Annotated in this window: 24 protein-coding genes; 9 read left to right on the top strand and 15 right to left on the bottom strand. The window is 66.3% G+C overall.

All coding sequences use genetic code 11. From position 1 onward, the window contains the following. Window positions 1-668 precede the first annotated feature (668 nt). The 4 genes from HWX08_RS00310 to HWX08_RS00295 are packed head-to-tail and all read left to right on the top strand — an operon-like array spanning window position 669 to window position 2,462. Window positions 669-839, top strand: coding sequence for a hypothetical protein (locus HWX08_RS00310; protein ID WP_174920906.1), 171 nt, complete (start codon window positions 669-671; stop codon window positions 837-839). Between the two features lie 10 nt (window positions 840-849). Continuing rightward, window positions 850-1,371: a PAAR domain-containing protein gene (locus HWX08_RS00305; RefSeq protein ID WP_174920907.1), complete on the top strand. Its 522-nt coding sequence runs from the start codon at window positions 850-852 to the stop codon at window positions 1,369-1,371. Window positions 1,372-1,375: 4 nt separating this feature from the next. Further along, window positions 1,376-2,023, top strand: a complete 648-nt coding sequence (locus HWX08_RS00300; RefSeq protein WP_069260599.1) for a M35 family metalloendopeptidase — start codon at window positions 1,376-1,378, stop codon at window positions 2,021-2,023. Next, window positions 2,013-2,462 carry a hypothetical protein gene (locus HWX08_RS00295; RefSeq protein ID WP_174920908.1) on the top strand — a complete coding sequence of 150 codons (450 nt, stop codon included), beginning with the start codon at window positions 2,013-2,015 and terminating at the stop codon, window positions 2,460-2,462. Before HWX08_RS00300 ends, HWX08_RS00295 begins: the two co-directional genes overlap by 11 nt. 236 nt (window positions 2,463-2,698) lie before the next feature. On the opposite strand, the gene HWX08_RS00290 is transcribed toward HWX08_RS00295, so the two are convergent. Beyond that, window positions 2,699-4,111 (bottom strand): discoidin domain-containing protein, encoded by a 1,413-nt coding sequence (locus HWX08_RS00290; protein ID WP_174920909.1) that lies wholly within the window; start codon window positions 4,109-4,111, stop codon window positions 2,699-2,701. Between the two features lie 273 nt (window positions 4,112-4,384). Here HWX08_RS00290 and HWX08_RS00285 point away from each other — a divergent pair, with 273 nt between their 5' ends. Both HWX08_RS00285 and HWX08_RS00280 read left to right on the top strand, forming a co-directional pair. After that, entirely contained in the window at window positions 4,385-5,830 is a 1,446-nt protein-coding gene (locus HWX08_RS00285) for an aminotransferase-like domain-containing protein (protein WP_174920910.1), read from the top strand. A 103-nt stretch (window positions 5,831-5,933) separates the two neighbouring features. Beyond that, window positions 5,934-6,536 carry a hypothetical protein gene (locus tag HWX08_RS00280; RefSeq protein WP_244122660.1) on the top strand — a complete coding sequence of 201 codons (603 nt, stop codon included), beginning with the start codon at window positions 5,934-5,936 and terminating at the stop codon, window positions 6,534-6,536. A gap of 229 nt (window positions 6,537-6,765) precedes the next feature. On the opposite strand, the gene fdhA is transcribed toward HWX08_RS00280, so the two are convergent. From fdhA to HWX08_RS00240, 8 genes are all read right to left on the bottom strand, one after another. Continuing rightward, the gene (gene fdhA, locus HWX08_RS00275) at window positions 6,766-7,962 is read right to left on the bottom strand and encodes a formaldehyde dehydrogenase, glutathione-independent (protein WP_027789739.1); all 1,197 of its coding nucleotides are present in this window, start codon (window positions 7,960-7,962) and stop codon (window positions 6,766-6,768) included. A gap of 265 nt (window positions 7,963-8,227) precedes the next feature. Beyond that, on the bottom strand, window positions 8,228-9,418 hold the full coding sequence (locus HWX08_RS00270; protein WP_174920911.1) for an HlyD/EmrA/EmrK family protein: 1,191 nt from the start codon (window positions 9,416-9,418) through the stop codon (window positions 8,228-8,230). After that, complete coding sequence (locus HWX08_RS00265) at window positions 9,418-11,304, bottom strand: efflux transporter outer membrane subunit (protein WP_174920912.1); 1,887 nt, start codon at window positions 11,302-11,304, stop codon at window positions 9,418-9,420. The genes HWX08_RS00270 and HWX08_RS00265 overlap by 1 nt, the downstream gene beginning before the upstream one ends. Before the next feature lie 8 nt (window positions 11,305-11,312). Next, window positions 11,313-12,251, bottom strand: coding sequence for a glycosyltransferase family 2 protein (locus tag HWX08_RS00260; protein ID WP_174920913.1), 939 nt, complete (start codon window positions 12,249-12,251; stop codon window positions 11,313-11,315). Window positions 12,252-12,261: 10 nt separating this feature from the next. Beyond that, the gene (locus HWX08_RS00255; RefSeq protein ID WP_174920914.1) at window positions 12,262-13,851 is read right to left on the bottom strand and encodes a DHA2 family efflux MFS transporter permease subunit; all 1,590 of its coding nucleotides are present in this window, start codon (window positions 13,849-13,851) and stop codon (window positions 12,262-12,264) included. Beyond that, window positions 13,848-15,131, bottom strand: coding sequence for a glycosyltransferase (locus tag HWX08_RS00250; protein ID WP_174920915.1), 1,284 nt, complete (start codon window positions 15,129-15,131; stop codon window positions 13,848-13,850). Before HWX08_RS00250 ends, HWX08_RS00255 begins: the two co-directional genes overlap by 4 nt. Window positions 15,132-15,147: 16 nt before the next feature. Beyond that, window positions 15,148-15,717: a methyltransferase family protein gene (locus tag HWX08_RS00245; RefSeq protein ID WP_174920916.1), complete on the bottom strand. Its 570-nt coding sequence runs from the start codon at window positions 15,715-15,717 to the stop codon at window positions 15,148-15,150. A 67-nt stretch (window positions 15,718-15,784) separates the two neighbouring features. After that, a complete protein-coding gene (locus HWX08_RS00240) occupies window positions 15,785-16,687 on the bottom strand; it encodes an alpha/beta fold hydrolase (protein ID WP_174920917.1) in 903 nt (300 codons plus the stop codon). A 719-nt stretch (window positions 16,688-17,406) separates the two neighbouring features. On the opposite strand from HWX08_RS00240, the gene betI reads away from it, so the two are divergent. From betI to betA, 3 genes are read left to right on the top strand one after another with little or no spacing between them, the layout of a single operon-like run. Next, window positions 17,407-17,991: a transcriptional regulator BetI gene (gene betI, locus HWX08_RS00235; protein WP_069260609.1), complete on the top strand. Its 585-nt coding sequence runs from the start codon at window positions 17,407-17,409 to the stop codon at window positions 17,989-17,991. Between the two features lie 32 nt (window positions 17,992-18,023). Beyond that, window positions 18,024-19,493, top strand: a complete 1,470-nt coding sequence (gene betB / locus HWX08_RS00230) for a betaine-aldehyde dehydrogenase (RefSeq protein WP_107310199.1) — start codon at window positions 18,024-18,026, stop codon at window positions 19,491-19,493. A gap of 16 nt (window positions 19,494-19,509) precedes the next feature. Beyond that, window positions 19,510-21,210 (top strand): choline dehydrogenase, encoded by a 1,701-nt coding sequence (gene betA, locus HWX08_RS00225; protein WP_174920918.1) that lies wholly within the window; start codon window positions 19,510-19,512, stop codon window positions 21,208-21,210. Window positions 21,211-21,294: 84 nt separating this feature from the next. Here the strand turns inward: betA and HWX08_RS00220 are convergent, their stop codons facing one another. The 6 genes from HWX08_RS00220 to HWX08_RS00195 form a co-directional block, all read right to left on the bottom strand. Beyond that, entirely contained in the window at window positions 21,295-21,879 is a 585-nt protein-coding gene (locus HWX08_RS00220) for a dual specificity protein phosphatase family protein (protein WP_174920919.1), read from the bottom strand. 13 nt (window positions 21,880-21,892) lie between these two features. Continuing rightward, window positions 21,893-22,387, bottom strand: coding sequence for a hypothetical protein (locus HWX08_RS00215; RefSeq protein WP_174920920.1), 495 nt, complete (start codon window positions 22,385-22,387; stop codon window positions 21,893-21,895). Then, window positions 22,384-23,526, bottom strand: a complete 1,143-nt coding sequence (locus tag HWX08_RS00210) for an MGDG synthase family glycosyltransferase (protein ID WP_174920921.1) — start codon at window positions 23,524-23,526, stop codon at window positions 22,384-22,386. Before HWX08_RS00210 ends, HWX08_RS00215 begins: the two co-directional genes overlap by 4 nt. A 278-nt stretch (window positions 23,527-23,804) precedes the next feature. Then, window positions 23,805-24,296: a hypothetical protein gene (locus tag HWX08_RS00205; protein ID WP_174920922.1), complete on the bottom strand. Its 492-nt coding sequence runs from the start codon at window positions 24,294-24,296 to the stop codon at window positions 23,805-23,807. Further along, a complete protein-coding gene (locus HWX08_RS00200; RefSeq protein WP_174920923.1) occupies window positions 24,293-25,702 on the bottom strand; it encodes a hypothetical protein in 1,410 nt (469 codons plus the stop codon). Before HWX08_RS00200 ends, HWX08_RS00205 begins: the two co-directional genes overlap by 4 nt. Continuing rightward, on the bottom strand, window positions 25,699-25,956 hold the full coding sequence (locus HWX08_RS00195; protein ID WP_174920924.1) for a PAAR domain-containing protein: 258 nt from the start codon (window positions 25,954-25,956) through the stop codon (window positions 25,699-25,701). The genes HWX08_RS00200 and HWX08_RS00195 overlap by 4 nt, the downstream gene beginning before the upstream one ends. Window positions 25,957-26,064 lie beyond the last annotated feature (108 nt).

Here is a 26,064-nt window from a genome sequence, read left to right as displayed (position 1 = left end):
TCCCCCCTTTCCGGTTTGCGCTCGTCACGAGAAGGCATTCGCCGGGGATCGGCGCGGTGTCGCGCCGAACAGTATCGCTCGTTCGAGCCTGGAATTTTCCCGGAGTAGAAACTCCGCTTCCAACACGTGATCTCGTCCGCTGTCACCCAGCGCGACAACAGGTGCAATCACGTCTGCCACGCGTTCGCAGTCCGCTTGGAGTCACCGCCTTTCGGCCGCCGAGCGCGGCGCGAGCCGCGATTGAGTGAACTGGTTCACGACGCCCTCACGACCGCGTTGTAAGCAACGTCTGCCACGAATGATTCGTCGAAGCGGCGCAGCACGGCCATTTCTCTGCCGTTGCAGTCGCTGTCGCTCCATTCGGCCGCACATGCTTAATGTCGAATCCCCAGTGCGTTTCATCGGCGACCTATCAATCGAGTTGCATCCGCTTGCAGACAAGCAGCGTCGACAGCAAACGATCAAGTCCTGGATCGTGACACATCTTCCCGCTCGGTTTGCGAAACTCAGCGCTCGATTGCGCGTTCATCCCTCCCCTCGGTAATGCGCGGCTTCGAAGTATCTACGTTTCCATTGGATTACTAATAAAAATCATACTCGTCCCATATACAAACCAATCATTGCCGGCGATCTTTGATGGCTCGTCCATACATAATATTTCCGAGCCTATGACAGAAAAAGAACACGCCGATTGTTCGTATTTTCTTCACTCATCGATCCCGCTTTACGCGATGGTGCAGCAGCTACACACTACGCAGATCTGTTCGCCCGATGCAATCGATCCGATGTATCGCGGCAATATGCAAATGACCTGCACGCGCGACACCAACTTCGATTGAGGAAACGACTATGAGCCGACGAGCAGTCAGGAACGGCGACCCGACGACAACTGGCGGCGTCGTCATCGCCGTTACGTCTACGATGTTCAATCACGGCAAGCAGGTAGCCATTGATGGCGACAAGGCGACATGCGGAAATTGCGATGGGGCGTTCCTGATAGTGGGCAGCGCCCAGCGCACGATTCATCACGGGCGATGCGTCGCCCTGGAAGGTGACGCTGTACTCTGTCCATGCGGGCAAAACCGACTTATCGCGGGTAGCGACAGCACGATTTTTTACGGGGGCGACGGTGGCCGCAAAGCGGCGAACCCGTTCGGCGCACGTTCGGCATTCGCGCCCGCGTCGGGTATCCATGACGATCAGTTCGTGATCCGCGACTTTCGGACCAAGCAGCCGTTAAGCAACGTGCGCTATTGGATCAAGGATCGATCAGGGAACATGCTTGCGTCCGGCATGAGCGATCGGCACGGTTGTACTGCGCGTGTGCAGACCGAAGATGCGCAGACCTTGAAGCTTGTAATCGAGGATTGAAAAGATGGGGAACCAGACTACCGTTGCCGAGACAACGACAAACACCATCGAAGGATCGCAGCATTTCGCGAACGTTGACTTGCGGCCGATCTGCGAGAACATGACCAACTCGGAGTTCCGAGCCGTGTTCGCCAAGGCGCAGACCAAAGCCATCGAGAAGCTAGACGCTCGCATAGTCTCTTTGCGAAAGTGGTCGCAGTACGAAAAAGACCGCGTGTTCAAGTGGTTCGGTCGTAACGACGAGGCAACACGAATGCACCTACTGACCGGACTAACAAAGGTAGTTAAGGTAGTGTGCTCCTTCAATGAAAGGAACGTCGTCCGTACCGGAAGCGCCGCCGATCTGGCGACCGGATGCACACCTAACCCGGTCGGCACCGGCGGGGAAGCGGCGCACGTCTGCGCGCCGGACACGACAACACACACGATCGCCATCAGCGCGCGATTTTGCACGATGCGCCCGTGGACTGCGAATGCCGATTCTCACGTATCCACTATCATCCACGAAGCAACGCACTTCCAAGACACGATGTCATCTACAGATGATCAATACACAATCACGCGGTTCCTTCCTGAATGGGGGCAATCGCATCCGGCCTTGGCAATCAACAATGCCGACAGCATTGCGGGGTACGTCGTCGATGGTGACTAAGTTCCTGACTGCCGCCGCGCTCACGTTGTGCTGCGCGCATGCAGCATTCGCGTGTGACGGTCCATCGAACATGCCTGCCCATTACATCGACATTGTTTTCGATACTGACTCGAACGCAATTTCTTCGATCGAACTATCGAGGTTATCGGCGTGGTCTAGCGATCTGAAAAGGCGCTTTCCGATCATCGATACGGTATGGCTTGTAGGACTGGCCGAAAGAACCGAGCAAGACGCACAGCAGCTTGCAACGCGACGGGCGGAAAACGTGATGACTGCCCTAGGTCAGTTTTCGATCCGTGGCGAGAAAAGCGATTTCATGAGTCAAATTTTCAAGCCGGACGAGTTCGGGCAATCGGGGCGGCGCGTCGAGGTGAACGTTAGTCCGGGATGCCCTGATCACTGCTGCCCGAACCTGAACCCGATACCCAAGACGCATTGACGTAACACGGAGCGTTCGGACCGACCCGCGCGAAGCGGGTCGTCTTCTTCCAGCGTCTCCTGCGTGTTCGCCCTTCTTCCCTCGTCCGGTCAGCCCATCGCCTGCGATTGACAGACTGCACGCCCCTGCGTTTTCCCAAAACATCGAGATACCGGAACCTGCGATGTATCGGCGATCACCGCAGCAACGGAGACCGACACCATGCAGCGACCTTGAAGACTGCTTCCGGCGTGCACTTACGACCCCCACACCTGCATTTCGTAGAGCGAGTAGCCCCACTGCGTCGCGCGCTGCGTGCCGAGCATCCGCACGTAACGTCCGCTGCCGTTGAGATTCGGCAGTGTGACGTGGGTATATGAACCACCGTTGCTCGTCGAATAGATCGTCGTCCAGTTCGCGTTGTCGTTCGACGTCTGGATCTGGTAGACGAGCGCGCCCGCGTCCCAGTACAGATCGACGTGATCGATGTGCTTCACCGCACCGAGATCCACGGAGATCCATTGCGAACCGACGCCCGCGCCTTCCGGCGAATCCCAGCGCGTGCTCGTGGCGTTGCCGTCGAACGCCTTGTCGGGCGTGAGCGACGCGTTGTAGCTCGCCGACGCGGCGGCCGGACGCCCTTGCGACAGCAGCGTCGGCTGCGCGGTGGCCGGGCCGCCGTAGTAGCTCGACCCGAGCTTGGCCTTCGTCGTATCGGCATTCACACCGAACTGCGACAGGCTCCAGCGCTGGCCGGTCGTCACATCGCCGACATAGAGCTGATAGCCGCCCCCCGTCGTCGACGAGAAGAACAGATAGTTCGTACCGCTCACCGGCGCCGGGTCCGAGTTGTTGCTCGCGCAGTCGTTGAGCGATAACGCGTTCGGCGTCGACGCCGGGTCGGCGGTCTTCGCGTAGATCTGGTCGGCCCCGCCGCTGTCTTTCCAGCGCGCGTAGAACACCATGCCGTCCGCACGCACGATCGGGTAGTACGTCTGCAGCCCGGCCGGATGATCGAACACGGCGGTCGCACCGGTCGCGATCGTGCGCTTCATCAGTCCCATGTTGGAGCCGGTGCCGGTCGCGTAATAGACGGCGCTCGCGTCCGGCGCGAGATACGGCATCGAGTATTCGGCGCCGGCCGGCGCGTTCGTCAGGCTCACGACCGACGTGAACACCGGGCCCGCGCTCGTGTACGACAGCGTGCCCTGCTTGACGTCGCCGTTCTGCTTGAACACGAGCGTCTTGCCGTCCGTGCTGAACTTGGGATCCTCGTTGCGCGTGGCGCCCGTGCTGTTCGTCATGTTGACGGGCGGCGTGCCGGCGCCGAGCTGCAGCATGAACACGTTCCATGCGCCGTTGCGGATGCCCATGAACGCGAGCCACTTGCCGTCAGGGCTGAACACGCCGTTCATCGGATCGGTGATGCCCCACGTGCTCTTGCTCAGCTGCGTCAGCGAACGAGCCGAGAAGTCGTAGAGAAACAGCTGGCTCGTGCCGTCGCCGTACTTGACGTAGCTGTGATAGACGAGCTTGCCGGTCAGCGCGGCGGGAAACGTCGCGTTCGGCTGGGAGGCGGGATTGCTGATGCAGGCTGCGGCTGCGACGCCGCCGAACAGGTCAAGAGCGATGCCGGCCACGAGGCCCGCGACGAGGGTCTTCAATTTCACGCTGAATGCTTCCGGGTAAGGTAAGGACGCCGCGGACAGGGAACCGCGCAGCACGCGCGAGCGTCACGGATCCGCCGTCGGCGCAGCGTGAATTCCGTATCGGTCGGACATCGGGAACAAGAATTGCGAGAGGATGCCCGCTGGTCAGACGAAAGAAAAGGATCAGAGCGCGTTCAAAACATGCGGATCAGCCGGCGGTTTGGGGGCGCGCTTGCACGCCACGGCTGCCGTACTACGCTTTGTCCCAGGGCCACGATCAGCCGGAGGGCACGCATGAAGCGCTATGCGGCACTGGCACAGACGATCACCGACGCCATCCGGCGCGGCGACCTGGTGGCCGGCGCGCGGATTCCCACCGTGCGTGCCGCGTGCCGCGCGTATCGCGTGAGCCCATCCACCGTGTTTCGCGCGTACTACCTGCTCGAGAGCGAGGGTCTGATCGTCGCGCGGGCGCGCTCCGGTTATTTCGTTGCGAACCTCGAAGACAGGCACGTGCGGTTCGGCCACGAACCGCCGCGCAAGCCGGCCGCCCCCGCGCCGACCGGCGGCGACGATACGCTGACGCGTTTGCTCGATTCGCTCAAATGCGACGACGTCGTTCCGCTCGGCTCCGAATTCGCCAGCTATTCGCTGTTTCCGATGAGCAGCCTGTGGCGCCACGTGGCGTCCGCAGCGCGCAACATGGACCGCACGAAACTACTGGCCGGATTGCCGCCCGGCCACGACGCGCTGCGGCGCCAGATTGCGCTGCGCTACCTGAACGCGGGCGCGTCGCTGCCGATGGAGGAAATCGTCATCACCACCGGCGCGATCGAGGCGCTCACGCTCAGCCTGCAGGCGCTGACACGCCCCGGCGACATCGTCGCGATCGAGCGGCCGGCGTTCCACGCTGCACTGCAAGCCGTGCAGCGGCTGCACCTGAAGGCCGTCGAGATTCCGGTCGACCCGCGAGCGGGCCTCGACCTCGATGCGCTCGCCGAAGCGCTCGACTCGCACCCGGTGCGCGCGTGCTGGTTCATGACGTCGTTCCACAACCCGACCGGCGCGACGCTGACCGACGAGCGCAAGCGCGCGCTGATCGAGCTGCTCGCGGCACGCAACGTGCCGCTGATCGAGGACGACGTGTACGGCGAACTGCATTTCGACACGGCTCCCACGCGCCCCGCGAAACTGTATGACGAGAACGGGCTCGTCCTGCATTGCGGGTCGTTCTCGAAATGCCTCGCACCGGGGTTCAGGATCGGCTGGGTCGCGGCCGGCCGTTTCGTGCGGCAGGTCCGGCAGGCAAAAGGCGCGAGCGCGCCGGCCGCCGACGTGCCCGCGCAGATCGCGATTTCGAGCTACCTGCGCGACGGTGCGTACGATCGCTTCCTGCGCAAGCTGCGCCGCAATCTCGCCGCGCACCAGGCACAGATGCTGACGGCCGTGCGCGCGTATTTTCCGGCCGGCACCGAAGTGTTCGCGCCGCACGGCGGGTATTTCCTGTGGATCGAATTGCCGCCGCGCGTGGATGCGATGCATCTGTTCGGCGACGCGATGGCAAGCGGCGTCAGCATCGCGCCCGGGCCGATCTTTTCCGCGACCGGCGGATTCCGCCGCTTTCTTCGGCTCAATTACGGCCGGCCGTGGACACCGGCGGTCGAGCACGCGATGGAGACACTCGGGGCGCTCGCGGCCCGGCAGCGGCAGAACGGCCGGCGCAGAACCGACGAATCATGACACCCCGCATGCACCTTGCGTTTCACCCGCCGGCGACCAAAAATGAAGCGGTAAGTACGCGCGGACGAACGTGTTCCGCGCCCCCGACGTCACGGAGCATCCCATGAGCACTGCACGCGAACGACCGTCGACGACGCGCGCCGCACCTGCACCGCCGCCGTCGTTAGATACGTGGTCGTCGCGCATCGCGCGGATGCTGCGCAACGCCGCGTTGCGGCGGCCACGCGCATCCAGCGCGCCGCTCCTGAGCATCGTGACGCTCGTGCTGCTGGTGGGCGGCTACGTGGCGGTCGACCGCACGTGCAAGGCCGATCCCGTTTGCCGCGAGCCCGGTATGCCGGGCGCTCCCGTACCCAAAGCCGGATTGCAGGCATCGAACGATGCGTTGCTGCCCGTGCTGCCCGTGCCCGTGTATCCGTTTCATGCGATCGATGGCACACAGGTCGCGACCAATCCGCCACGCGGCGGCGGCAGCGCGAATGCCGTCGAATCCGCCCGGAGGACGGCCGCTGCACGCACGGCGCCGTCGACGCTGCACGCGCGTGACCGGGCGCGCACCGACGCCGTTCGCGTGGCGGACTGGAAAGGCGACCGCGACACGGCGCGCCGCACGCATGCGATTCGCCGCGTCAGCCTGCACACCCGGCATGCGCGGCGCGCGGCGGCCAGCAACGCCGACCTCGCGAAGCTCTATCGCGCTCACTGAGCGTGCGATCGGGCCGTATGCACGGCCTGTCGCCGGCGGAAGGTTTCTCAACGGGCGGTGATCATCGCGACGATTCCGTATGGCCGCGACCGACACTCGCCGGCGCGCCGGACAGCGCGCGCGCCTGCGCCGCGCACCTCATCACCATACCGGCCCAATGAAAACGGGCGGCCCGTTTCCGGCACCGCCCGTTTTCCGCGACGCGTCGCGCGCGTCGAACGTTAGCGCATCACGCGGCCAGCAACCCGTGCGGATCGATGACGAATTTGCGCGGCGCGCCGCCGTCGAACTTCTTGTAGCCTTCCGGCGCCTGGTCGAGCGAAATCACTTCGACGTTGACGATCTTCGCGATCGGCAGCCGGTCGAACAGGATCGCCTGCATCAGGTTGCGGTTGTACTTCAGCACCGGCGTCTGGCCCGTGAAGAACGAGTGCGACTTCGCCCAGCCGAGGCCGAAGCGGATGCTCAGGCTGCCGTGCTGCGCAGCCTTGTCCTTCGCGCCCGGATCGTCCGTCACGTACAGGCCCGGGATGCCGATCGCGCCGGCCGGCCGCGTGATTTCCATCAGCGAGTTCAGCACCGTCGCGGGCGCTTCCTCCGCATGGCCCGACGAACCGTGGCCGTGCGCCTCGAAGCCGACGCAGTCGACTGCGCAGTCGATCTCGGGCACGCCGAGAATCTGCTCGATCTGCTCGCCGAGCGACGCGTCCTTCGACAGATCGACCGTCTCGAAGCCCATCGCCTTCGCATGCGCGAGGCGTTCCGCGTTCATGTCGCCGACGATCGTCACGGCCGCGCCGAGCAGGCGCGCCGATGCGGCCGCCGCCATCCCGACCGGGCCCGCGCCCGCGATATAGACCGTCGAGCCGGGCTTCACGCCCGCGCTCACCGCGCCGTGATAGCCGGTCGGCAGAATGTCGGACAAGCAGGTCAGATCGCGGATCTTCGCCATCGCCTGGTCGCGATCCGGGAACTTCAGCAGGTTGAAATCCGCGTACGGCACGAGCACGTACTCGGCCTGGCCGCCGATCCACCCGCCCATGTCGACGTAGCCGTACGCGCCGCCGGCGCGCGACGGGTTCACGTTCAGGCACACGCCCGTATGCGTGTCCTTGCACATCGCGCAGCGGCCGCATGCGACGTTGAACGGCACCGACACCAGATCGCCAAGCTTCAGTGTCTCGACGTCGCGGCCGATCTCGACCACTTCGCCGGTGATCTCGTGCCCGAGCACGAGGCCGACCGGCGCGGTCGTGCGGCCGCGCACCATGTGCTGGTCGGAGCCGCAGATGTTCGTGCTGACCACTTTCAGGATCACGCCGTGGCCGATCGCGCGGCCGCTCGGATCGACCATCTTCGGATAATCGATTTTCTGGACTTCGACCTGACCCGGCCCAAGATAGACGACACCTCGATTGCTGCTCATCGTATTGTCTCCATGTCTCGTTGGATGGCGCCGCGGCGCGCCGGCCGATGCGGCGCACGCGCAACGTGCTGTTCGAGAGTAGTCCGGGAGGCAGGGGCGCCGATGTCTCAAACGCGACACGCGTTTGAACGACGCCGACATCGATGGCGGAAATACGAAAGTCGGGCGGGAAGCGGCGGGCAGGTTTTGCGCGCGGTGTGGGCGGTGGGAGACGCTCGCCGGCAGGCCGATCCTTGCGACCGGCCTGCCTTTCTCGGAGCACGCCTTATCCGCCCTGATTCTCGCGGATGATCGCGGCGGCGGCGCTTTCCGCGTCGCTCGCGACGCCGTCGTGCACGCGCGTGCTGACGGCAGGCGTCGGCGGCTCGCTGTCGAGCGCGTGGCCGTTGCGGTCGTGCGTGTCGACCGTCGCGCGCATCGACAGCCCGACGCGCAGCGGATGCGCGGCGAGATCGCGCGGATCGAGCGCGATCACGACCGGCACGCGCTGCACGACCTTGATCCAGTTGCCGGCCGCGTTCTGCGACGGCAGCATCGAGAACGCGCTGCCCGTGCCCGCCGAGAAGCCCTGCACGCGGCCGCGATAGGTCACGCGCGAGCCGTACAGATCCGACACGACTTCGACGGGCTGCCCGATGCGCATGTGGCGGATCTGCCCTTCCTTGAAATTCGCCTCGATCCACAGCTGGTTCAACTGCACGACCGACATCAGCGGCACGCCAGGCCCGACCTGCTGGCCGACCTGCACCGAGCGTTGTCCGATCGTGCCGTCGACGGGCGCGACGATCGTCGTGCGCTTCAGGTTCCGGAACGCGAGCTTGAACTGCGCGGCCGCCTGCACGACGGCCGGGCTTTCGTCGACGGGCAACCTGGTGCCGAGCGCACGTGCCGCATCGAGCTGCGCCTGCGCGGCCGCGAGATTCGCCTGCGCGCCGGCCACCGCGGCGCGCGCACGCGCCAGCTCCTCGGGCGCGACGATCTCGACCGATGCGCCCGAGCGCGCGGCCAGCGCGCGCTGCGCGAGCGACAGGTCGGCGCGCCGCGCGTTCACGGCCTCGACGTACATCGTGGTCGAGATCTTCGCGTTCGCGACCTGCCGCACGGCCTGCACGAGCTGCGCCTTCGCCTGCGCGAACGCGACGGACGCCTCGGTGTCGTCGAGCTTCACGAGCGTCTGGCCGGCGCGCACGGCCTGTGTATCGGCGACCACGACGTCGGTCACCGATCCCGGGATCTGCGCGGCGACCTGGACGATGCTGCCGGCGACGTACGCGTCGTCGGTGTCTTCGTAATAGCGGTCGCTGAGCAGCCAGTACGCGAGCCATGCCAACGCGGCCACCAGCACGATCGCGAAGAACACGATGAAGCGCTTGCGGCGCGTCGCGCGGCGCGCGTCGAGTGCCGGGTCGTTCAGCGCGGCCGGCGGCGCGGCGGTGTGAAGGTTGTCGTGGTGCATCAGTCGCTTTGCGTGACGATCAGACGATCGTGCTGGAACAGGGGGATCGACGGTATCACCGACGGGTTCGGCGCCGGATTTGCCGCCGCCGTATGCGCGAGAACGGCGGTGCCGCGAAGCGTCGCGGCGACGGCCGGCGTGCGTGCCGCGTCGTCGCGCCGTGCGGACGCCGTATTCGATGCGACGACGCGCTGCGGCGCGCTTGCGCTACCCGCACGCGAATCGATCGCAGGCCCTGCCGCCGATCGGGTCGCGCCAGCGGCGGCAGCAACGGCTGGAGCAGTCGCAGCGGGCGCCACAGCCGCAGCCACGGCCGGCGCGACCGCCGAAGCCCCCCGCTTCGCCGCCCCGCTGCGTACCCGATGCGCGGCCGGTGCCGGCGCCTGCGCGACCGTCGCCCCTGCATCGAACCCGCCGCCGAGCGCGCCGATCAGCCCGACGCGCAGCGTCCGCTGCCGGCCGAGCAACGCGATCATCTGCGCGCGCTCGTCGATCAGTGTGAGATCCGCGACGTCCACATCCTTCTGCATCAGCACGCCGCGCCGGTGCCGGTCGGTCGCGATCTCCACGATCTTCTGCGCGGCCGCGACCGCGTCCTGCTGTTGCGCGACGAGCGTCTGCGACGTCTGCAGCGACGTGACGATCTGCGCGACCTGCCCGAGCGCATCGTCGACGGTCTTGTTGTACAGCCCGATTGCGACGTCGGCCTGCGCGACATCCGCGCCGAGCTTCGCCTTCAGCCGGCCGCGATCGAACACCGGCAGCGAGATCGCCGGGCCGACGGAGCCGGCGAGCGCGTCGCGCGAGAATAGCGAAGCGGGCGTCAGTGCGAACACGCCGCCGAGCGCGACGAGGTTCACGTCCGGATAGAACTGCGCGCGTGTCGAATCGGCATTCGCGAACGCGGCTTCGACCCGCAAGCGCGCGGCGACGATGTCGGGCCGGCGGCCCAGGAGATCGGCCGGCAGCCGCGCGGGCAGCGCGCCGCCCGCGAACGCGCCGACGCGCGGCCGCTGCAGCGCGAGCCCGCGCTCGGGGCCGCGGCCCGACAGCACGCCGAGCTGCAGTTGCGCGAGCTTGATCTGTTCATCGTTCAGCGCGATCTGCGCGAGCAGCTTGCTGCGCTTGATCGATGCATCGCTCGCGTCGTACGCGTTGTCGAGCCCGCGCGCGGTGCGCTCGCGCAGCACGGTCGTCACGCGCTGGCTGACCTTCAGCTTCTGCTGCAGCAGATCCTGCATCGCATACGCCTGGTCGAGCTGGCAATACACGGTGACGATCGCGACCGCCAGCGTGAGCCGCACCTGCTCGGCCTCGACCCGCGCCGCTTCGCGCAGCGACATCAGGCTCTTCGTCGCGGCGCGGTTCTTCCCCCACAGGTCGAGCTGGTAGGTCAGCCCGATGAACACAGACGACGGCGAGGTGTTCGGATCGCCGAAGATCTCGACCGGTACGCGATAGCCGCTCACCGATACGTCGGCGACGTCGTTGCCCGGCTTCGGCATCCGCGCACGGCTGACCGTTGCGCCGGCCGTGCCCGTCAGCCCCGTCAACGAATCGAACTGCTGAAGCTGTGCCTGCGCGATCCTGAGCCGCGCCTGCGCGACCTGCAGATCGGGGTTGTTTTGCGACGCCTCGACGACCAGCGCGTCGAGCTGCGGGTCCTGCAACTGCTTCACCCAGTCGGGCGCGGGCCACGCGCCGTTCACGCCGGGGCCGGCCGTGTGCGCGAGCGCATCGTCGGCCGGCGCGCGCAACGACAGCGACGGCAGAAAGCCCGACGGCACGCATCCGCTCAACGCCAGCGACATCGCCGCGGCGACGATCGTCATCGAGCCGCCGTTCACGCGACGCACCGGCCCCGCCGCTTTTTTCACACGCCGCATCGCGCCCCTCATCCCTGCTGAATGCGCTGCGCACGCGCGGCCAGACGCGGCCGCGTGCGTTCGACCGGGCCGAGCCTGCCGAACAGGCCGTCCGCGACGCCGAACAGGATGCCGGCGAGCTTCGCGCGCTTGTCGCGCTCGACGAGCGCGATCTGCACGACCTGCCACACGGTCAGCAGGTTCGGCACGATCGCCACCGGAAAGCGCAGCCCGTACTGCATCCCGAGCTGCACCGCATTGCGTGCGCTGTAGTAGCGCCGTTGCCACGAATGATTCATCGACGTCATTTCAAAAGGGCCGATCGCGTGACGCTGCTTCGCGCCGATCCGGTGCGGCAGCACCAGCGACGGCACGACATAGAGCGGCACGTTGCGCGACAGCGCGCGGAAGCTGTATTCGGTATCGACGTGATCGATGAACAGCGTTTCGTCGAAGCGGCCGAGCACGTCGAACGCGTCGCGCGACACGACGCAGCCCGACGAAATCAGGAACGCACAGCGCTGCAGCGGCGCGCCCGGCTCGATGCGCAGGCGGCGCAGCCCGATCCCGTTGGTCGACAGTTCGGGCAGGAAGCTGCGCGCGTTCTCGTCGAAGATGCGCGGGCCGGCGAGGAACGCGCGCCCCGCGAGCCCCGCGCAGACCTCGCGCATCGCGGAGAAATACGTGGCCGGCACCGACGAATCCTGGTCGAACAGCGCGACCGCATCGACGTGGTCGCGAAACAGCGCCGCGAGGCCCGCGTTATAGGCGCCCGCGATCCCGCCGCGATTGCCGTGATGCAGCAGCGCGATGCCTTCGCGCGCGCACAGCGCGCGGGCGCGCGCGTCGGGCTGCGGCGTGTTGTCGACGACGAGCAGTGCGTCGCACGCGTGCCGCCATGCGCGGAGCGCGTCGAGCTGCGCATTGCTCGGGTGATACAGGATCACGAGTGCGCCGAGTGTCGTCATGTTGCTCTCCTCAATGCCCGAACGACGCCGCCGCGCCGCGCTTCGGGCGCGTCAGCCACATCATCGCCGCGAGGGCGAGACACGTCATGCTCGCCATCCAGAACATGTCGTTGGTGGCCATCATGTACGCCTGCTGCATCACGACCTGGTGCAGCGTCGTCAGCTCGCGCACACCGTCCACGCCCATCGCGTTCAGCGTGTGCACGAAGCGCTGCGTGTTCGCCGACGCATGCGTGACCGATTGCGACACGACGTCGTAGTGATAGGTCGCGCGGTTGTCCCACAGCGTCACGCTCATCGCGGTGCCGAACGCGGCCGACAGCGTGCGCAGGAAGTTCGACAGGCTCGACGCGGCGGCGAGCCGGTCGTCCGGAATGCGCGACAACGTCGCGGCCGTCAGCGGAATGAAGAAGCACGGCAGCCCGATCCCCTGGATCAGCCCCGGCGCGGCGATCTGCGCGAACGTCATCTTCAGCGTGAAATGCGCATCCCACGCGAGCACGGCCGCGAACACGAGGAAGCCGAAGGTCGCGAGCACGCGCGCGTCGAAGCGGTGCGCATGCAGCCCGACGAGGATCGAGAACACCAGCGCGAGCACGCCGAGCGACGCCGTGGCGAGCCCCGCGTGGAACGCGTTGTAGCCCATCACGGCCTGCATCCACAACGGAAACACCACGCCGACCACCGAGAAGCTCATCATCCCGAGCGAGATGATCAGTACGCAGAACGAGAACGTGCGATCGCGAAACAGGCTCAGGTCGACGACGGGATGCGCTTCGCCCGCCTCCCAGATCAGCAGCGACACGATCGACAGCGCCGCGACCACCGCCAGCGTGACGATCAGCGGCGAACCGAACCAGCCGCGATCGTGGCCGAGATCGAGCATCGCCTGCAGCGAGCCGACGCCGATCACGAGCAGCACGATGCCCGGCACGTCGATCGGGCCTGCCTCGCCGCGTTGCGCGTCGGGGCGCAGCATCGCGGTGCAGACCGCGAACGAGAACAGCCCGATCGGCAGATTGATCAGGAAGATCCACGGCCACGAGAAGTTGTCGACGATCCAGCCGCCGACCACCGGCCCGAAGATCGGCGCGAGCAGCACCGTCATCGCCCACAGCGCGAGCGCGATCGTGCGCTTGTCCGGCGGGAACGTGCGCAGCAGGATCGTCTGCGACAGCGGCACCATCGGCCCCGAACACAGCCCCTGCAGCGCGCGGCAGATCACGAGCACGTGCAGGTCGCGCGCGAGCCCGCACAGCAGCGACGTCAGCGTAAACAGCAGCACCGCGCCGACGAACAGCCGCAACTCGCCGACGCGGCGTGCGAGCCAGCCCGTCAGCGGCACCGCGATCGCGGCCGCGACCGAATACGAGCTGATCACCCAGGTGCCCTGGCTGTTCGATACGCCGAGGCTGCCGGAGATCGCCGGCACCGCGACGTTCGTCACGGTCGAATCGAGCACCTCGATGAAGGTCGCGAGCGACAGCGCGAACGTCAGCAGCGCGAGCCGGATGCCGCGCACCGGCTGTGTAGCCGGGGCCGGCGCGTCGAACGCGGACGGCGCGACGGGCCCGTCGTGAAGCGGCGACGCGGTGCTCATGCGCCGGCCGCCGCGACTTCGGGCCGCGCGGCGGCCCGCCCGCGCGTCGGCGCGAACCGTTCGATGAAATCGGCGGCGGCTTCGCAGCCGTCCCGCTCGGCCGCCAGCCGCGCACGCGCCCGTGCGGCATGCACCGCGAAGGAAGGCTCTCCGAGCACGCGCGCGAGCGCCGCGCCGAGGCGCGCACCGTCGATCGGGCCGTCGACACGCACCCCGCAGCCGCTGACGGCCACCCGCTGCGCGTTGTCGAACTGGTCGTGCGCGAACGGCGTGACGACCTGCGCGATCCCGGCTTCGAACGCGAGCGCCGCGGTGCCGATCCCGCCGTGATGCACGAGCGCGCGACAGCGCGGCAGCAGCGTGCGCATCGGCACGAAACGGCGCACGAGCAGCCGGTCGCCGTCCGGCGCCGCCTCGTGCGGCGTCAGCAGGATGCCGCGCGCGCCGGTCGCGCGCAGCGCGTGCGCCGCCGCGCGCGCATAGGCCGCGTGATCGACGCGCGTCGAACCGGCCGTCAGCACGACCGGCGGCTCGCCGGCCGCGAGAAACGCGTCGAGCGCCGCATCGTCGTCGGGGGCCGCAACGTCGTTGAACAACGGGAAGCCGCTTTGCAGGTGGTTCGCCGGCCAGTCGGGCTGCGCCGGCGCGAACCAGCCGGGAAACAGGCACAGCACGCCGTCGGTCGAATGCAGCCAGCGGCCGAGCACGCGCCGCGCGGGCACGAGCCCGAGATCGCGGCGCACCGCGTCGAGCGCGGGGCCGCACGTGCGATCGAGCACCAGGCGCTCGATCAGCGTCATCAGCGCCGCCTTCACGGGCAGCGGCCAGCGCGCGGGAATCGTCAGGCGCGGGTGCGTCGGCGGCGCATGCGCGGACAGCAGCGTCGACGGCGATACCTGCACCGACACGTACGGCGTGCCGTGCAGTTCCTGCATGAAGCGCGCGGAAAACGCCCACAGCGTGCCGACGAGCACCGTGTCGCCGTCGGTCAGCGCGCGCAGCGTGTCGTAATGCGGGCGCAGCGTCGGCGCGATCACCTGCCACAGCGTGCGAAACGACGTGCGCGAATCCCACAGCGCGGGGTTCGCCATCGCGGCCTCGTATTCGGCCGCGGTGCCGATCGGCACGAATTCGAAGCCGAAGCGGCGCACGACCGTCTCGAACGGCGCATGCGTGCAGAATACGACGTCGTGGCCGCGCGCCGCGAGCGTGCGCGCGACGCCGAGCAGCGGATGCACGTCGCCCGCCGAGCCGATCGCGGTCACGATCATCTTCGCCATCGCGCGCCTCGCGGGTTCAGTAGAAGCCGGGAATCAACGCCGCGACCTCGCGGCGGTACTGCGCGTACGCCGGCCCGAAATACCCGGTCAGCCAGCTCTCCTCGACGCGCACCTTGTACGCGAGCGACGCGAACACGAGCAGCACGCCGATCGCGCCGCGCGATTCGCCGCCGATCAGCGCGGCGCCGACGAGCGCGATCAGGCAACCCGTATAGATCGGGTGACGCACGAGCCCGTACGGCCCCGTGCGAACGAGTTCGTGGTTTTCCTTCAGCGTGACCGACACGCTCCAGTTCGTGCCGAGGTGCAGCCGCGCCCACACCGAGAACAGCAGGCCGGCCACGAGCACCGCGAGCCCGCACTGCGCCTGCAGGCCGAAGCGCTGCCAGTCCGGCACGAGCGCCTGCCACGACAGATCGGGCAGGATGATCAGCGCGCCGCCGACGATCAGCGGAATCGACTGCAGCGTGCGCGAACGCGACGCTTCCTTGCGCACGGTCGTCTTCACGCGTTGCGACGTGGCGATCCAGTAGGCGAGCCACGCGGCCCACGGAACGACGATGGCGATGGTCTGAACGATATTCACGGCGGGCCTGCCTCGTTGGGATGGAAATTCGGGTGCGCCGCGCGTACCGGACGCACGGCGTGCGGCGTCACGACGACAGCGCGTGCATCGGCGCCGGCGCGCACGCCTGCGCGGCGGCGAGCGCGAGGCCGGCGGCGAGCGACGCGCCGCCGCAGAAAAAGTCGAGCAGCGCCGCGCGCGTGTGCTCGCGCTGCGCGCGGCCTTCGATGTCGAGGAAGTGGCCGGCGTCGGGCACCGTCGCGAACCGTGCGCGCGGCACGTGCGCGCCGAGCTGGCGCACGTCGGCGGGCGTCGTGTATTCGTCGCGCTCGCCGTTCAGGAACAGCAGTTCGCAGCCGATGTTCGAGAACTCGCTGAGGTAGCGCTCGGGCTGCAGCGACAGGATCTGGTCGACGTGGAACGCGACCTGGTCCTGCTCGTCGCGAGGCAGGCGCGTGAGGTAGCGGTAGTTGTACAGCTTCATGATGCGCGGCAGGTAGCGGCCGACCGTGTCGTTCAGCAACTGCGCGGCCTTCAGGTTTTCGCCGGCCGCGATGTGGTCGCGGGCGCGCGTCACGTAGTCGACCATCGCGTCGTTCAGGAACGGCGAGAACGAGCAGATCGCCGCGCGCCGCACGCTCGGGCAGCCGCGCGCGAGCGCGAACAGCGACGCGACGCCGCCCCACGACACCGACACGAGGTAGGCCGGCGCGAAGCGCTCGACGAGGTGCTGCAGGATCGCGGCTTCGTCGTCCTTCGTCAGAATGAAGCAGCCCGGATTGTGCTGGCGCGACTGCCCCGCGTACGGCAGGTCGAAGCAGATCGTGTTCATCCGCTCGCCGAGATACTGGACGGTCTGCCCGAACGACGCGGTCGTCGCGAGCGCGCCGTTGACGAGCATCGCCGTGTCGAACGCCGGGTCGAACACGTTCCGTTCGACGTAGACCTTCAGACCATTCGGCAGCGGGACCACGTGTTTTTCGGTCAGCATCGTCGTTCTCCGGTGGATGCGGCGTCTCGACGTCGCGGCATGCTGCAGATGCGCAATGACTGCGCCGGTTCTTGCGCGCGCGCCGAACGGCGCGGCCGGCCAATGCGCCGCAGCAATCCCGGCGGCATCGATTCATTCTTCGTAGTGCGGCGCCATACTAATACGGACAATATTACTGACTCAAGTCATCCAAACGATACCCTCTACTCTGCTAGGAAATACGGCGATTTCAAATTATTTCGTCATTTTTTATGGTAAGCACTGTGCACTCGAAGGCGAATGCAATCGTTTGCGCGACAGCAGTCAGCCCCCGGTAAACTTCTATAAATTAGTTTTCAATCAACAACTTAAGCAGTTTCATTCATCCATTTAAAACGAATTTTCATGAATGAATCGTGACGTCGTTTCGCCCACCGTCCGTCATATTTCATCGAATATCACACAGCTCAATATTCTTTCATTCCGTAATCGCTTCGACATCCGCAACGATTACCCGGATTGATCGTCAACTTCACGAATCGTTTTAAACAAACTTCAGCATTCTTAATCATCTTTCAATTATTTTTCCGCACCTGCACAACGCGCGATCCGCTGCCGATTTGGCCGACCCCGCAGCTCCATCACCGTCCGACCCCGATTTTTTGTTGATTGAACGATCAATAAAAAACCGCTAAGCTCTCGACTTCCAGGAACGGCCCGTCCGGGCGAAGGGAGTTGCGATGCCGAAAGTCGGAATGCGGGAGATTCGCCGCGCACAGTTGATCGACGCCACGCTGCGCTCGATCGACGAAGCAGGCCTGCCCGGCACGACGCTCGCATCGGTCGCGCAGCGCGCGAACATCTCGACGGGTATCGTCAGCCACTACTTCGGCGACAAGGACGGCCTGCTCGAAGCGACGATGCGGCACGTGCTGCGCGACCTGTGGTCGGCTACCACGCACCGCCGCGTCGCCGCGCGCAAGGATCCGCGTTCGCGGCTGCGCGCGATCGTCGCCGCGAACTTCGACGACACGCAGGTCAGCGCGCCCGTGATGAAGACGTGGCTCGCGTTCTGGTCGCAGAGCATGCACGACCCGATGCTCAAGCGCCTGCAGCACGTCAACACGCGGCGCCTCCATTCGAACCTGTGCGCCGAATTCGCGAAGGCGTTGCCGCGCACGAAAGCGCGCGAAGCCGCCAGCGGCCTCGCCGCGCTGATCGACGGCCTGTGGCTGCGCGGCGCGCTCGCCGGCGGCCCGATCGACACCCGGGCGGCATTGAAGCTCGCCCACACTTACATCGACCTGCTGCTCGCGTCCGACTGACGCGTCACGCAGTCGCCCTCAAGGAGATCCTCATGTCCGTATTCGGTTTGCAGCGCCTCTACATCGGCGGCGGTTACGTCGACGCCACGAGCGGCAAGACTTTCGACACCTTCGATCCCGCCACCGGCGAACTGCTCGCGCAGGTGCAGCAGGCGAGCGCGGCCGACGTCGACCGCGCGGTGGCGTCCGCACAGGCAGGTCAGCGCGAATGGGCCGCGATGACCGCGATGCAGCGCTCGCGCATCCTGCGCCGCGCGGTCGACCTGCTGCGTGAGCGCAACGACGAGCTCGCGGCGCTCGAAACGCGCGACACGGGCAAGCCGATCGCCGAGACGCTCGCGGTCGACATCGTCACCGGCGCGGACGTGATCGAGTATTACGCTGGCCTCGCGACCGCGATCGAAGGGCTGCAGGTGCCGCTGCGCGCCGAGTCGTTCGTCTATACGCGCCGCGAACCGCTCGGCGTGTGCGCGGGCATCGGCGCGTGGAACTACCCGATCCAGATCGCGTGCTGGAAGACCGCGCCCGCGCTCGCGGCCGGCAACGCGATGGTGTTCAAGCCGAGCGAAGTCACGCCGCTCACCGCGCTGAAGCTCGCGGAAATCTATACCGAAGCCGGCGTGCCGGCCGGCGTGTTCAACGTCGTGCAGGGCGACGGCTCGGTCGGCGCGCTGCTGACGGGCCACCCGGACATCGCGAAGGTGTCGTTCACCGGCGGCGTCGAAACCGGCAAGAAGGTGATGTCGCTTGCCGGCGCGTCGTCGCTGAAGGAAGTGACGATGGAACTGGGCGGCAAGTCGCCGCTGATCGTGTTCGACGATGCGGACCTCGACCGCGCGGCCGACATCGCGGTGACCGCCAACTTCTTCAGCTCGGGCCAGGTCTGCACGAACGGCACGCGCGTGTTCGTGCACCGTTCGGTGAAGGACGCGTTCACGCAGAAGGTGCTCGAACGCGTGAAGCGCATCCGCGTCGGCAAGCCGACCGATGCCGACACCAACTTCGGCCCGCTCGTGTCGGCCGCGCAGCTCGACAAGGTGCTCGGCTTCATCGACAGCGGCAAGGCCGAGGGCGCGAAGCTGCTCGCGGGCGGCACGCGCCTGACCGACGGCCATTTCGGCAGCGGCCAGTACGTCGCGCCGACCGTGTTCGGCGATTGCCGCGACGACATGAAGATCGTGCGCGAAGAGATTTTCGGGCCGGTGATGAGCATTCTCGATTTCGAATCGGAGGACGAAGTGATCGCCCGCGCGAACGACACGCACTACGGCCTCGCGGCCGGCGTCGTGACCGAGAACCTGTCGCGCGCGCACCGCACGATCCATCGCCTCGAAGCCGGCATCTGCTGGATCAACACGTGGGGCGAATCGCCGGCCGAGATGCCGGTTGGCGGATACAAGCAATCCGGTGTCGGACGCGAGAACGGCATCACGACGCTCGAGCACTACACTCGGATCAAGTCGGTGCAGGTCGAGCTCGGCCGCTACAACCCGGTGTTTTAAAGGAGGAGAACCCGTCATGACGACACGCGAATACGACTACATCATCTGCGGCGCAGGTTCCGCGGGCAACGTGCTCGCAACGCGCCTGACGGAAGATCCGGACGTGACGGTGCTGCTGCTCGAAGCGGGCGGCCCCGACTACCGCTTCGACTTCCGCACGCAGATGCCGGCCGCCCTCGCCTACCCGCTGCAGGGCCGCCGCTACAACTGGGCGTACGAAACCGACCCCGAGCCGCACATGGACAACCGCCGGATGGAATGCGGCCGCGGCAAGGGGCTCGGCGGTTCGTCGCTGATCAACGGGATGTGCTACATCCGCGGCAACGCGCTCGACTACGACAACTGGTCGACGCACAAGGGCCTCGAGAACTGGACGTATCTCGACTGCCTGCCGTACTTCAAGAAAGCCGAGACGCGCGACGTCGGCCCGAACGACTATCACGGCGGCAGCGGCCCCGTGTCGGTCACGACCAGCAAGCCGGGCGTGAACCCGCTGTTCGAGGCGATGGTCGACGCGGGCGTGCAGGCAGGCTATCCGCGCACCGACGACCTGAACGGTTATCAGCAGGAAGGCTTCGGCCCGATGGACCGCACGGTCACGCCGAAGGGCCGCCGCGCCAGCACCGCGCGCGGCTACCTCGACCAGGCGAAGACGCGGTCGAACCTCGAAATCGTCACGCACGCGCTCGCCGACCGCGTCCTGTTCGACGGCAAGCGCGCATCGGGCGTCACGTACCTGCGCGGCAGCGAGCGCGCGACCGCGCATGCGCGCCGCGAAGTGCTCGTCTGCAGCGGCGCGATCGCGTCGCCGCAACTGCTGCAGCGCTCGGGCGTCGGCCCCGGCGCGTGGCTGAAGGCGCTCGACATCCCGGTCGTGCTCGATCTGCCCGGTGTCGGCCAGAACCTGCAGGACCACCTGGAGATGTACATCCAGTACGAGTGCAAGGAACCGGTGTCGCTGTACCCGGCGCTCAAGTGGTGGAACCAGCCGAAGATCGGCCTCGAATGGATGCTGAACGGCACCGGTCTCGGCGCGAGCAACCACTTTGAAGCGGGCGGCTTCATCCGCACGCGCGACGACGATCTCTGGCCGAACATCCAGTATCACTTCCTGCCGGTGGCGATCAACTACAACGGCTCCAACGCGATCGAGATGCACGGCTTCCAGGCGCACGTCGGCTCGATGCGTTCGCCGAGCCGCGGCCGCGTGAAGCTGCGCTCGCGCGATCCGAACGATCATCCGAGCATCCTGTTCAACTACATGGCCGAGGCGCTCGACTGGCGCGAGTTCCGCGATGCGATCCGCGCGACGCGCGAGATCATGCGGCAGCCGGCGCTCGACCGCTATCGCGGCCGCGAGCTGAACCCGGGCGCCGACTGCAAGAGCGACAAGGAACTCGACGCGTTCGTGCGGGCCCGCGCGGAGACCGCGTTCCATCCGTCGTGCTCGTGCAAGATGGGTTACGACGACATGGCCGTGGTCGATGAAGAAGGCCGCGTGCACGGGCTCGAAGGGCTGCGTGTGGTCGATGCGTCGATCATGCCGATCATCACGACCGGCAACCTGAACGCGCCGACGATCATGATCGCCGAGAAGATCGCCGACAAGATCCGCGGCCGCCAGCCGCTCGCGCGGGTCGACGTGCCGTACTTCGTCGCGAACGGTGCGATGGCGAGGAATGTCGCGAAGGCGGTGCGCCAGCCGGAGACGGTCTGACGGTAGCGGGTGCGCCGCCCGCTCATCGATGTACCGACGAAACGCCGCCGACAGCGATTGTCGGCGGCGTTTTTCATGCGTTCGTCAGCCGCTGTTCACTGCCTGCCTCAAACGCTCGACGTCCACGTGCATCAGATAGTTCGTGATGTTCTGCCAGATCGGGTGGAACCCGTAGCCGCCGTGCTGCAGCTCGTCGAGCGCCTGCTCGCGCGTCCAGCCCTGGTACACCATCCGGTACAGCGCGGACACGAGGCCCGTACGATCGGCGCCGTGCTGGCAGTGGATCAGCACCGGGCCATCCTGGTCGGCCGTGCGCAGCGCCTTCAGCGCGGTGACCATGTCTTCGTCGCGGATGTCCCACGTGTTGATCCGGATGCGCTGCATCCTGATCTGCGTGCCGGCCAGGATCGCGTCGTCCGAGTGAAACGAACGGAAGCTGATGACCTTGCGGATGCCGAGCTTCTGCAGTTCCGGCACGTCCGCGCGCGACAGCTGGGCGCTGCGGTACAGCGTCGGCGTGATGCGATGCAGGTTGTTCACATGCCCGTCGGTCAGGCTCTGCGCCCACTTGATCGGCCGGACGGACGACGCGGCGGCCGGGTCCGCATGGGCCGGCGGCACGAGCGCGGCGAGCGCGACGGCCAGCGCGGCGAGGAAGGCGATTTTCATGTCGGGTCGGGGATCAATAGAAGGCACGCTTGCGCTCGCGGGAAACGATGAACAGCACGATCGCGGCCGCACTCATCGTCCAGTAGTCGGTCGGCGCTACACCCAGCCAGTGGATGTGCCACGGCACGTTCGCCGGATTGAAGCGGGCCAGGCCATAAGCCGGATTCAGCACGAACCACAGGAAATCCTCGGTCAGCCAGAACACCATGATGCACGCGATGATGCGGGCTTCGATGCGCCACGACCACCGTCCGTTGAACACCGCCGGCAGGTGAAAGAACAGCGCGACGAACGGGAACACCCACGCGTGGTAGCCCGTCATCGGTCGGCCACCCCAGAAGATGTCGAGCAGCCAGTGATGCTCGATGCGCCAGGTCGGCAGGTTGGCCGCCCAGCCCGCGCTGCCTTCGATCTGGATCTCGACGTTCGCGAAGCAATACGCGAGCAACATGACCCATGCGACGACGAACAGCGTGTGCCGCGTCGGCACGAAACGCGCGCCGCTCATGCGACAGGCTCCAGGCCCAGCACGCGATCGAGCACGAAGCGGCCGGCGAGCGGCCGTCCGAGCGGCGCGAGACGGCGGCGCATGTCGGCGAGACGCTCCGGCGTTTGCAGCAACGCGCGGATCCGGTAGACGAGCGCATCGTCGTCGATCGCCTTCAGCGCGACGCCTTGTTCGAGCAGGAAATCCGCGTTGCGCTCTTCCTGGCCCGGAATCGGCGAGTTGACGATCATCGGCAACTGCATCGCGAGGCATTCGGACGTCGTCAGGCCGCCCGGCTTCGTGATCACGAGGTCCGCGCACGCCATCAGGCGTTCGACCTGCTGCGTGAAGCCCTGCGGAAACAGCCGGCCCGGATGCCGCGCGGCCAGTGCCTGCAGCGACGCGAGCATCGCCTTGTTCTTGCCGGCCAGCGCGATCAGCTGGAAGTCGGCATCCATCTCCAGCAGGCGCGCGGCCAGCACATCGAGCCCGCCGAGGCCCGCGCCGCCGGACATCATCAGGAACGTCGGGCGCGCGGGATCGAGGCCGAATTCGGCTGCGCAAGCCACGCGATCGAGCGGCTGGCCGAACGCCGGCATGATCGGGATGCCGCTGACGTGCACCGTGTCGGGTGCCATGCCGCGCGCATGCATGCGCCACGCGATCTCGTCGTTGGCCGCGAAATAGCCGCGCATGTTCGGCACGACCCACATGCTGTGCAGGTCGAAATCGGTGACCTGCACCCACACCGGCGTATCGACGCGCTCCTTGCGGATTTCGCGCGACAGCAGTTCGGCGGGCAGAAAGTGCGTGCAGATGATCGCGTCGGGGCGCTGCCGTTCGATTTCGGCGAGCAGCGCCCGGCAATTGAGCCGCTCGATCGCGCGCCGGATCTTCTGCGACGGCGCGGCGGGATCGACTTCGTCGGTCTTCTGGTACAGGTAGCCCCACAGCGCCGGCTGGCTGCTGACGAGCTTGATGTAGAGATCGGTGTACAACTTGCGGAAGCCGGTGGACACGAAATCCATCACGTCCAGGTGGGTGGCTTCGATGCCGGCCGGATGTTGGTCGGCGAACGCGCGAATCGCTTCGGCCGCACGGGTATGGCCGGCGCCGGCGCTGACGCTCAGGAGGAGGATCTTCTTGCTTGGCTTTGACATCTGACTGACCGTTTCGATGAAGGGGGTCCGGAGGCGGGGACGGTGGGAGCCATCGCGGGTTCACCGACATTGGATGACGTCGATCCCCGTTGCCGCCCGCTTCCGGATCATACTTCGTCCGGATTCCGGTGTGCGGCCCGCTCGGCCGTCCGGTTTTCGATGGTCGGAGTCGAGCCTCTCCGCGTGCCGACGCAAAACGCCGTTCGCACGAATCAGGACGGTAGAGGAGTCGCTACGTACCCGGCGCGAAGCCTACACGATCCTTGGCGACGGTCCCGTCACCGGAGATCGTGCTTGTCCGGTTGAGCGTTGCGGCGGGGCGGGTTGCAGCCCTTCAGGCGCGCAATCGCGTCGGCCGGATGCGTGCCAGGCCGAACGCGTTTCGAACTGATCCACCACGGCGAACCATGCCGCCGATACCATTTCCAGGCGTTCGCAGATGTCATCTCCATCCCGCGATCGGGGCACACGCCATCGGCAATGTCTTCGTAGTAGAGCCGCGCTGCGAGATGGAGCTGCCACTCGTAGAACGCTTCCGCGACGATCCAGCCGAATGTGGCACCCCACAGGATGAGTGCCCATTGAAGCGGAATGGCACTGCCGAGATCCAACGCGGCAAACCATCCGACGACGGTCGTATAGAGTGCGCAGGCCACGATTTCGCTCCAGCAGGAGACGAGCAGCAGATAAGGCCTGAGCGCGGGTCGGTATCGAGCCTTACCCTTGTACTCGGGGCGTGCATCGTCGTTGCGTGACCGGCGCTCGCTCACGTCAGCTCCGTCGAACGTCGCAATCTGTCGTTAAAGTCATCTTCCACCACATGGCGCCGGGCCCAACATCCGACGATCACAAGCAAAGCCATCAGCGCATACGCCGCAATTGCCCCCAGGAACCAGGCATCGGACGCCCCAACCGTATCGAACAGGAACATGGACATGGCCAGGCCGCAGGTCAAGCCAATGAAAACGGACACATCGACGACACTTCCGCTAGCCTCGTCAACGCGCTGAACAGGCGTATGCCGGGTCCCGACCAGATTCAGCGTCACGTCCTGGCCTTGCGGCGAAGCGACCAGTTGAGCGCCCTGCCCATGCTCCACCATTTGCGCCGCGAGCGCCTGAAGTAGCCATGCACTCACCGGGCCGGGCTCACCGATTGCACCGTCCAGATCGTGTTCGACCAGGTTAAGGCCGGCATCCTTGATCGCCCCGCTCGTCGCGTGGCGGCTCTGTCGCGACAACCCGCTCGACCAGCCGTGGCGGATGCGCGCACGGGTTGTCTGTTCGGCCGACAGGAGTCTTTCCAGCGCGTCCGGGACGGAGTCGGATGGTGTCGAAATCGGGCGAAACAGGCAAGCTTGCGGCTTGAGCTTCCCGTTGAACGCCGCGACGACCGAGGACGGAGCGAGCAGCATTGCAACCGCTATCTCCGAGCAGGACGGCTCCTTTCCCTCCGCGTGCAACTGGCAACCCAGTACCAACCGGAAGCTGGACCTCAGGCCAGGATCGAACCACCGCTCCATCTGATCAACCTTTGCGTCGCACGGTGCCCATTGCAGACAGGCAAGATCGGACAAACCCAGTTTCCGCCAGACCTCCCGCAGTTCGGTTTCGTGGTGCCGGTCATCGGAATGCAGGATCACGTCGACGAGGTGGATATCCGCGACGTTCGAAATATGCACGGTGAACGGCTTGATCAACTGCTCGATTGCCTGCGCCATACGCGACACGCCCGCCGAAACGGCCATCTGAGGCAAGGCCATGATCTTGCCCGGATTCATCGGTGCCCTCCCTTCGAGTCCGAGCAGACGTTCCGCCAGATCGGGTTCGGGTGTCAGCACCACGCTGCCCAGTATCGCCACGTGGGCACGTGCCCATTCCCGCCGCCGGGCGCGCTGGAGCCGGCACAGATAGTTCCACCAGTCGACCCGCGCGACCCAGTCCTCGTATCGGTTATAGATCCACGCGCTGACGCCACCCCACAAGAGCAGCGGAACCAACACGGCGCGCCCGAAGAACGCACCGGATATCATCGGCTTCCCTTGCTCCCAGTTGAGGACCGTTACGACGATTCCACCACCCTGGATGACGACGAACGCGACGACGTACCACCAGATCGACGGCGGCTTGCCATACTGGTATTCGGCAACATCCGGGACATGCCAATTCATGCTCATGAGATTGTCATTCCGGTGCCGCTGGCGATGACTTCACTGCCACATTCGGTGCGGCAGCGGTTGAGTGCCCAACGGCGGCCGCCTTCGCTGTAGCCTTCGCCGGATTCGACGATACGGTTGTCGCCGTGCTCGGGGCACGACACGATATCGTGATGCAGGGCGACCTTGCAGCCGTTGAGGGTGAAGTTCGACGAGGCGGTTTTGACGATGCCTCCGTGTGTGGTGGGGTCGCCAAGGCGAACGGGGATTTTCATCAGCAGTGGATCCGTGGGTTAAATGCATGCGTGGGCGCGGTTGCACGCGCTCCACGGCGAGACCGGAATTTCCGGCGGCGAGCGACGACTTCCGACTCTCGCGCAGCG

This window comes from Burkholderia metallica, assembly GCF_902832845.1.
Classification (GTDB): Bacteria; Pseudomonadota; Gammaproteobacteria; order Burkholderiales; family Burkholderiaceae; genus Burkholderia; species Burkholderia metallica.
Note: the sequence above shows the minus strand (reverse complement) of the source record. Positions and strands in the feature narration are given on the sequence as shown.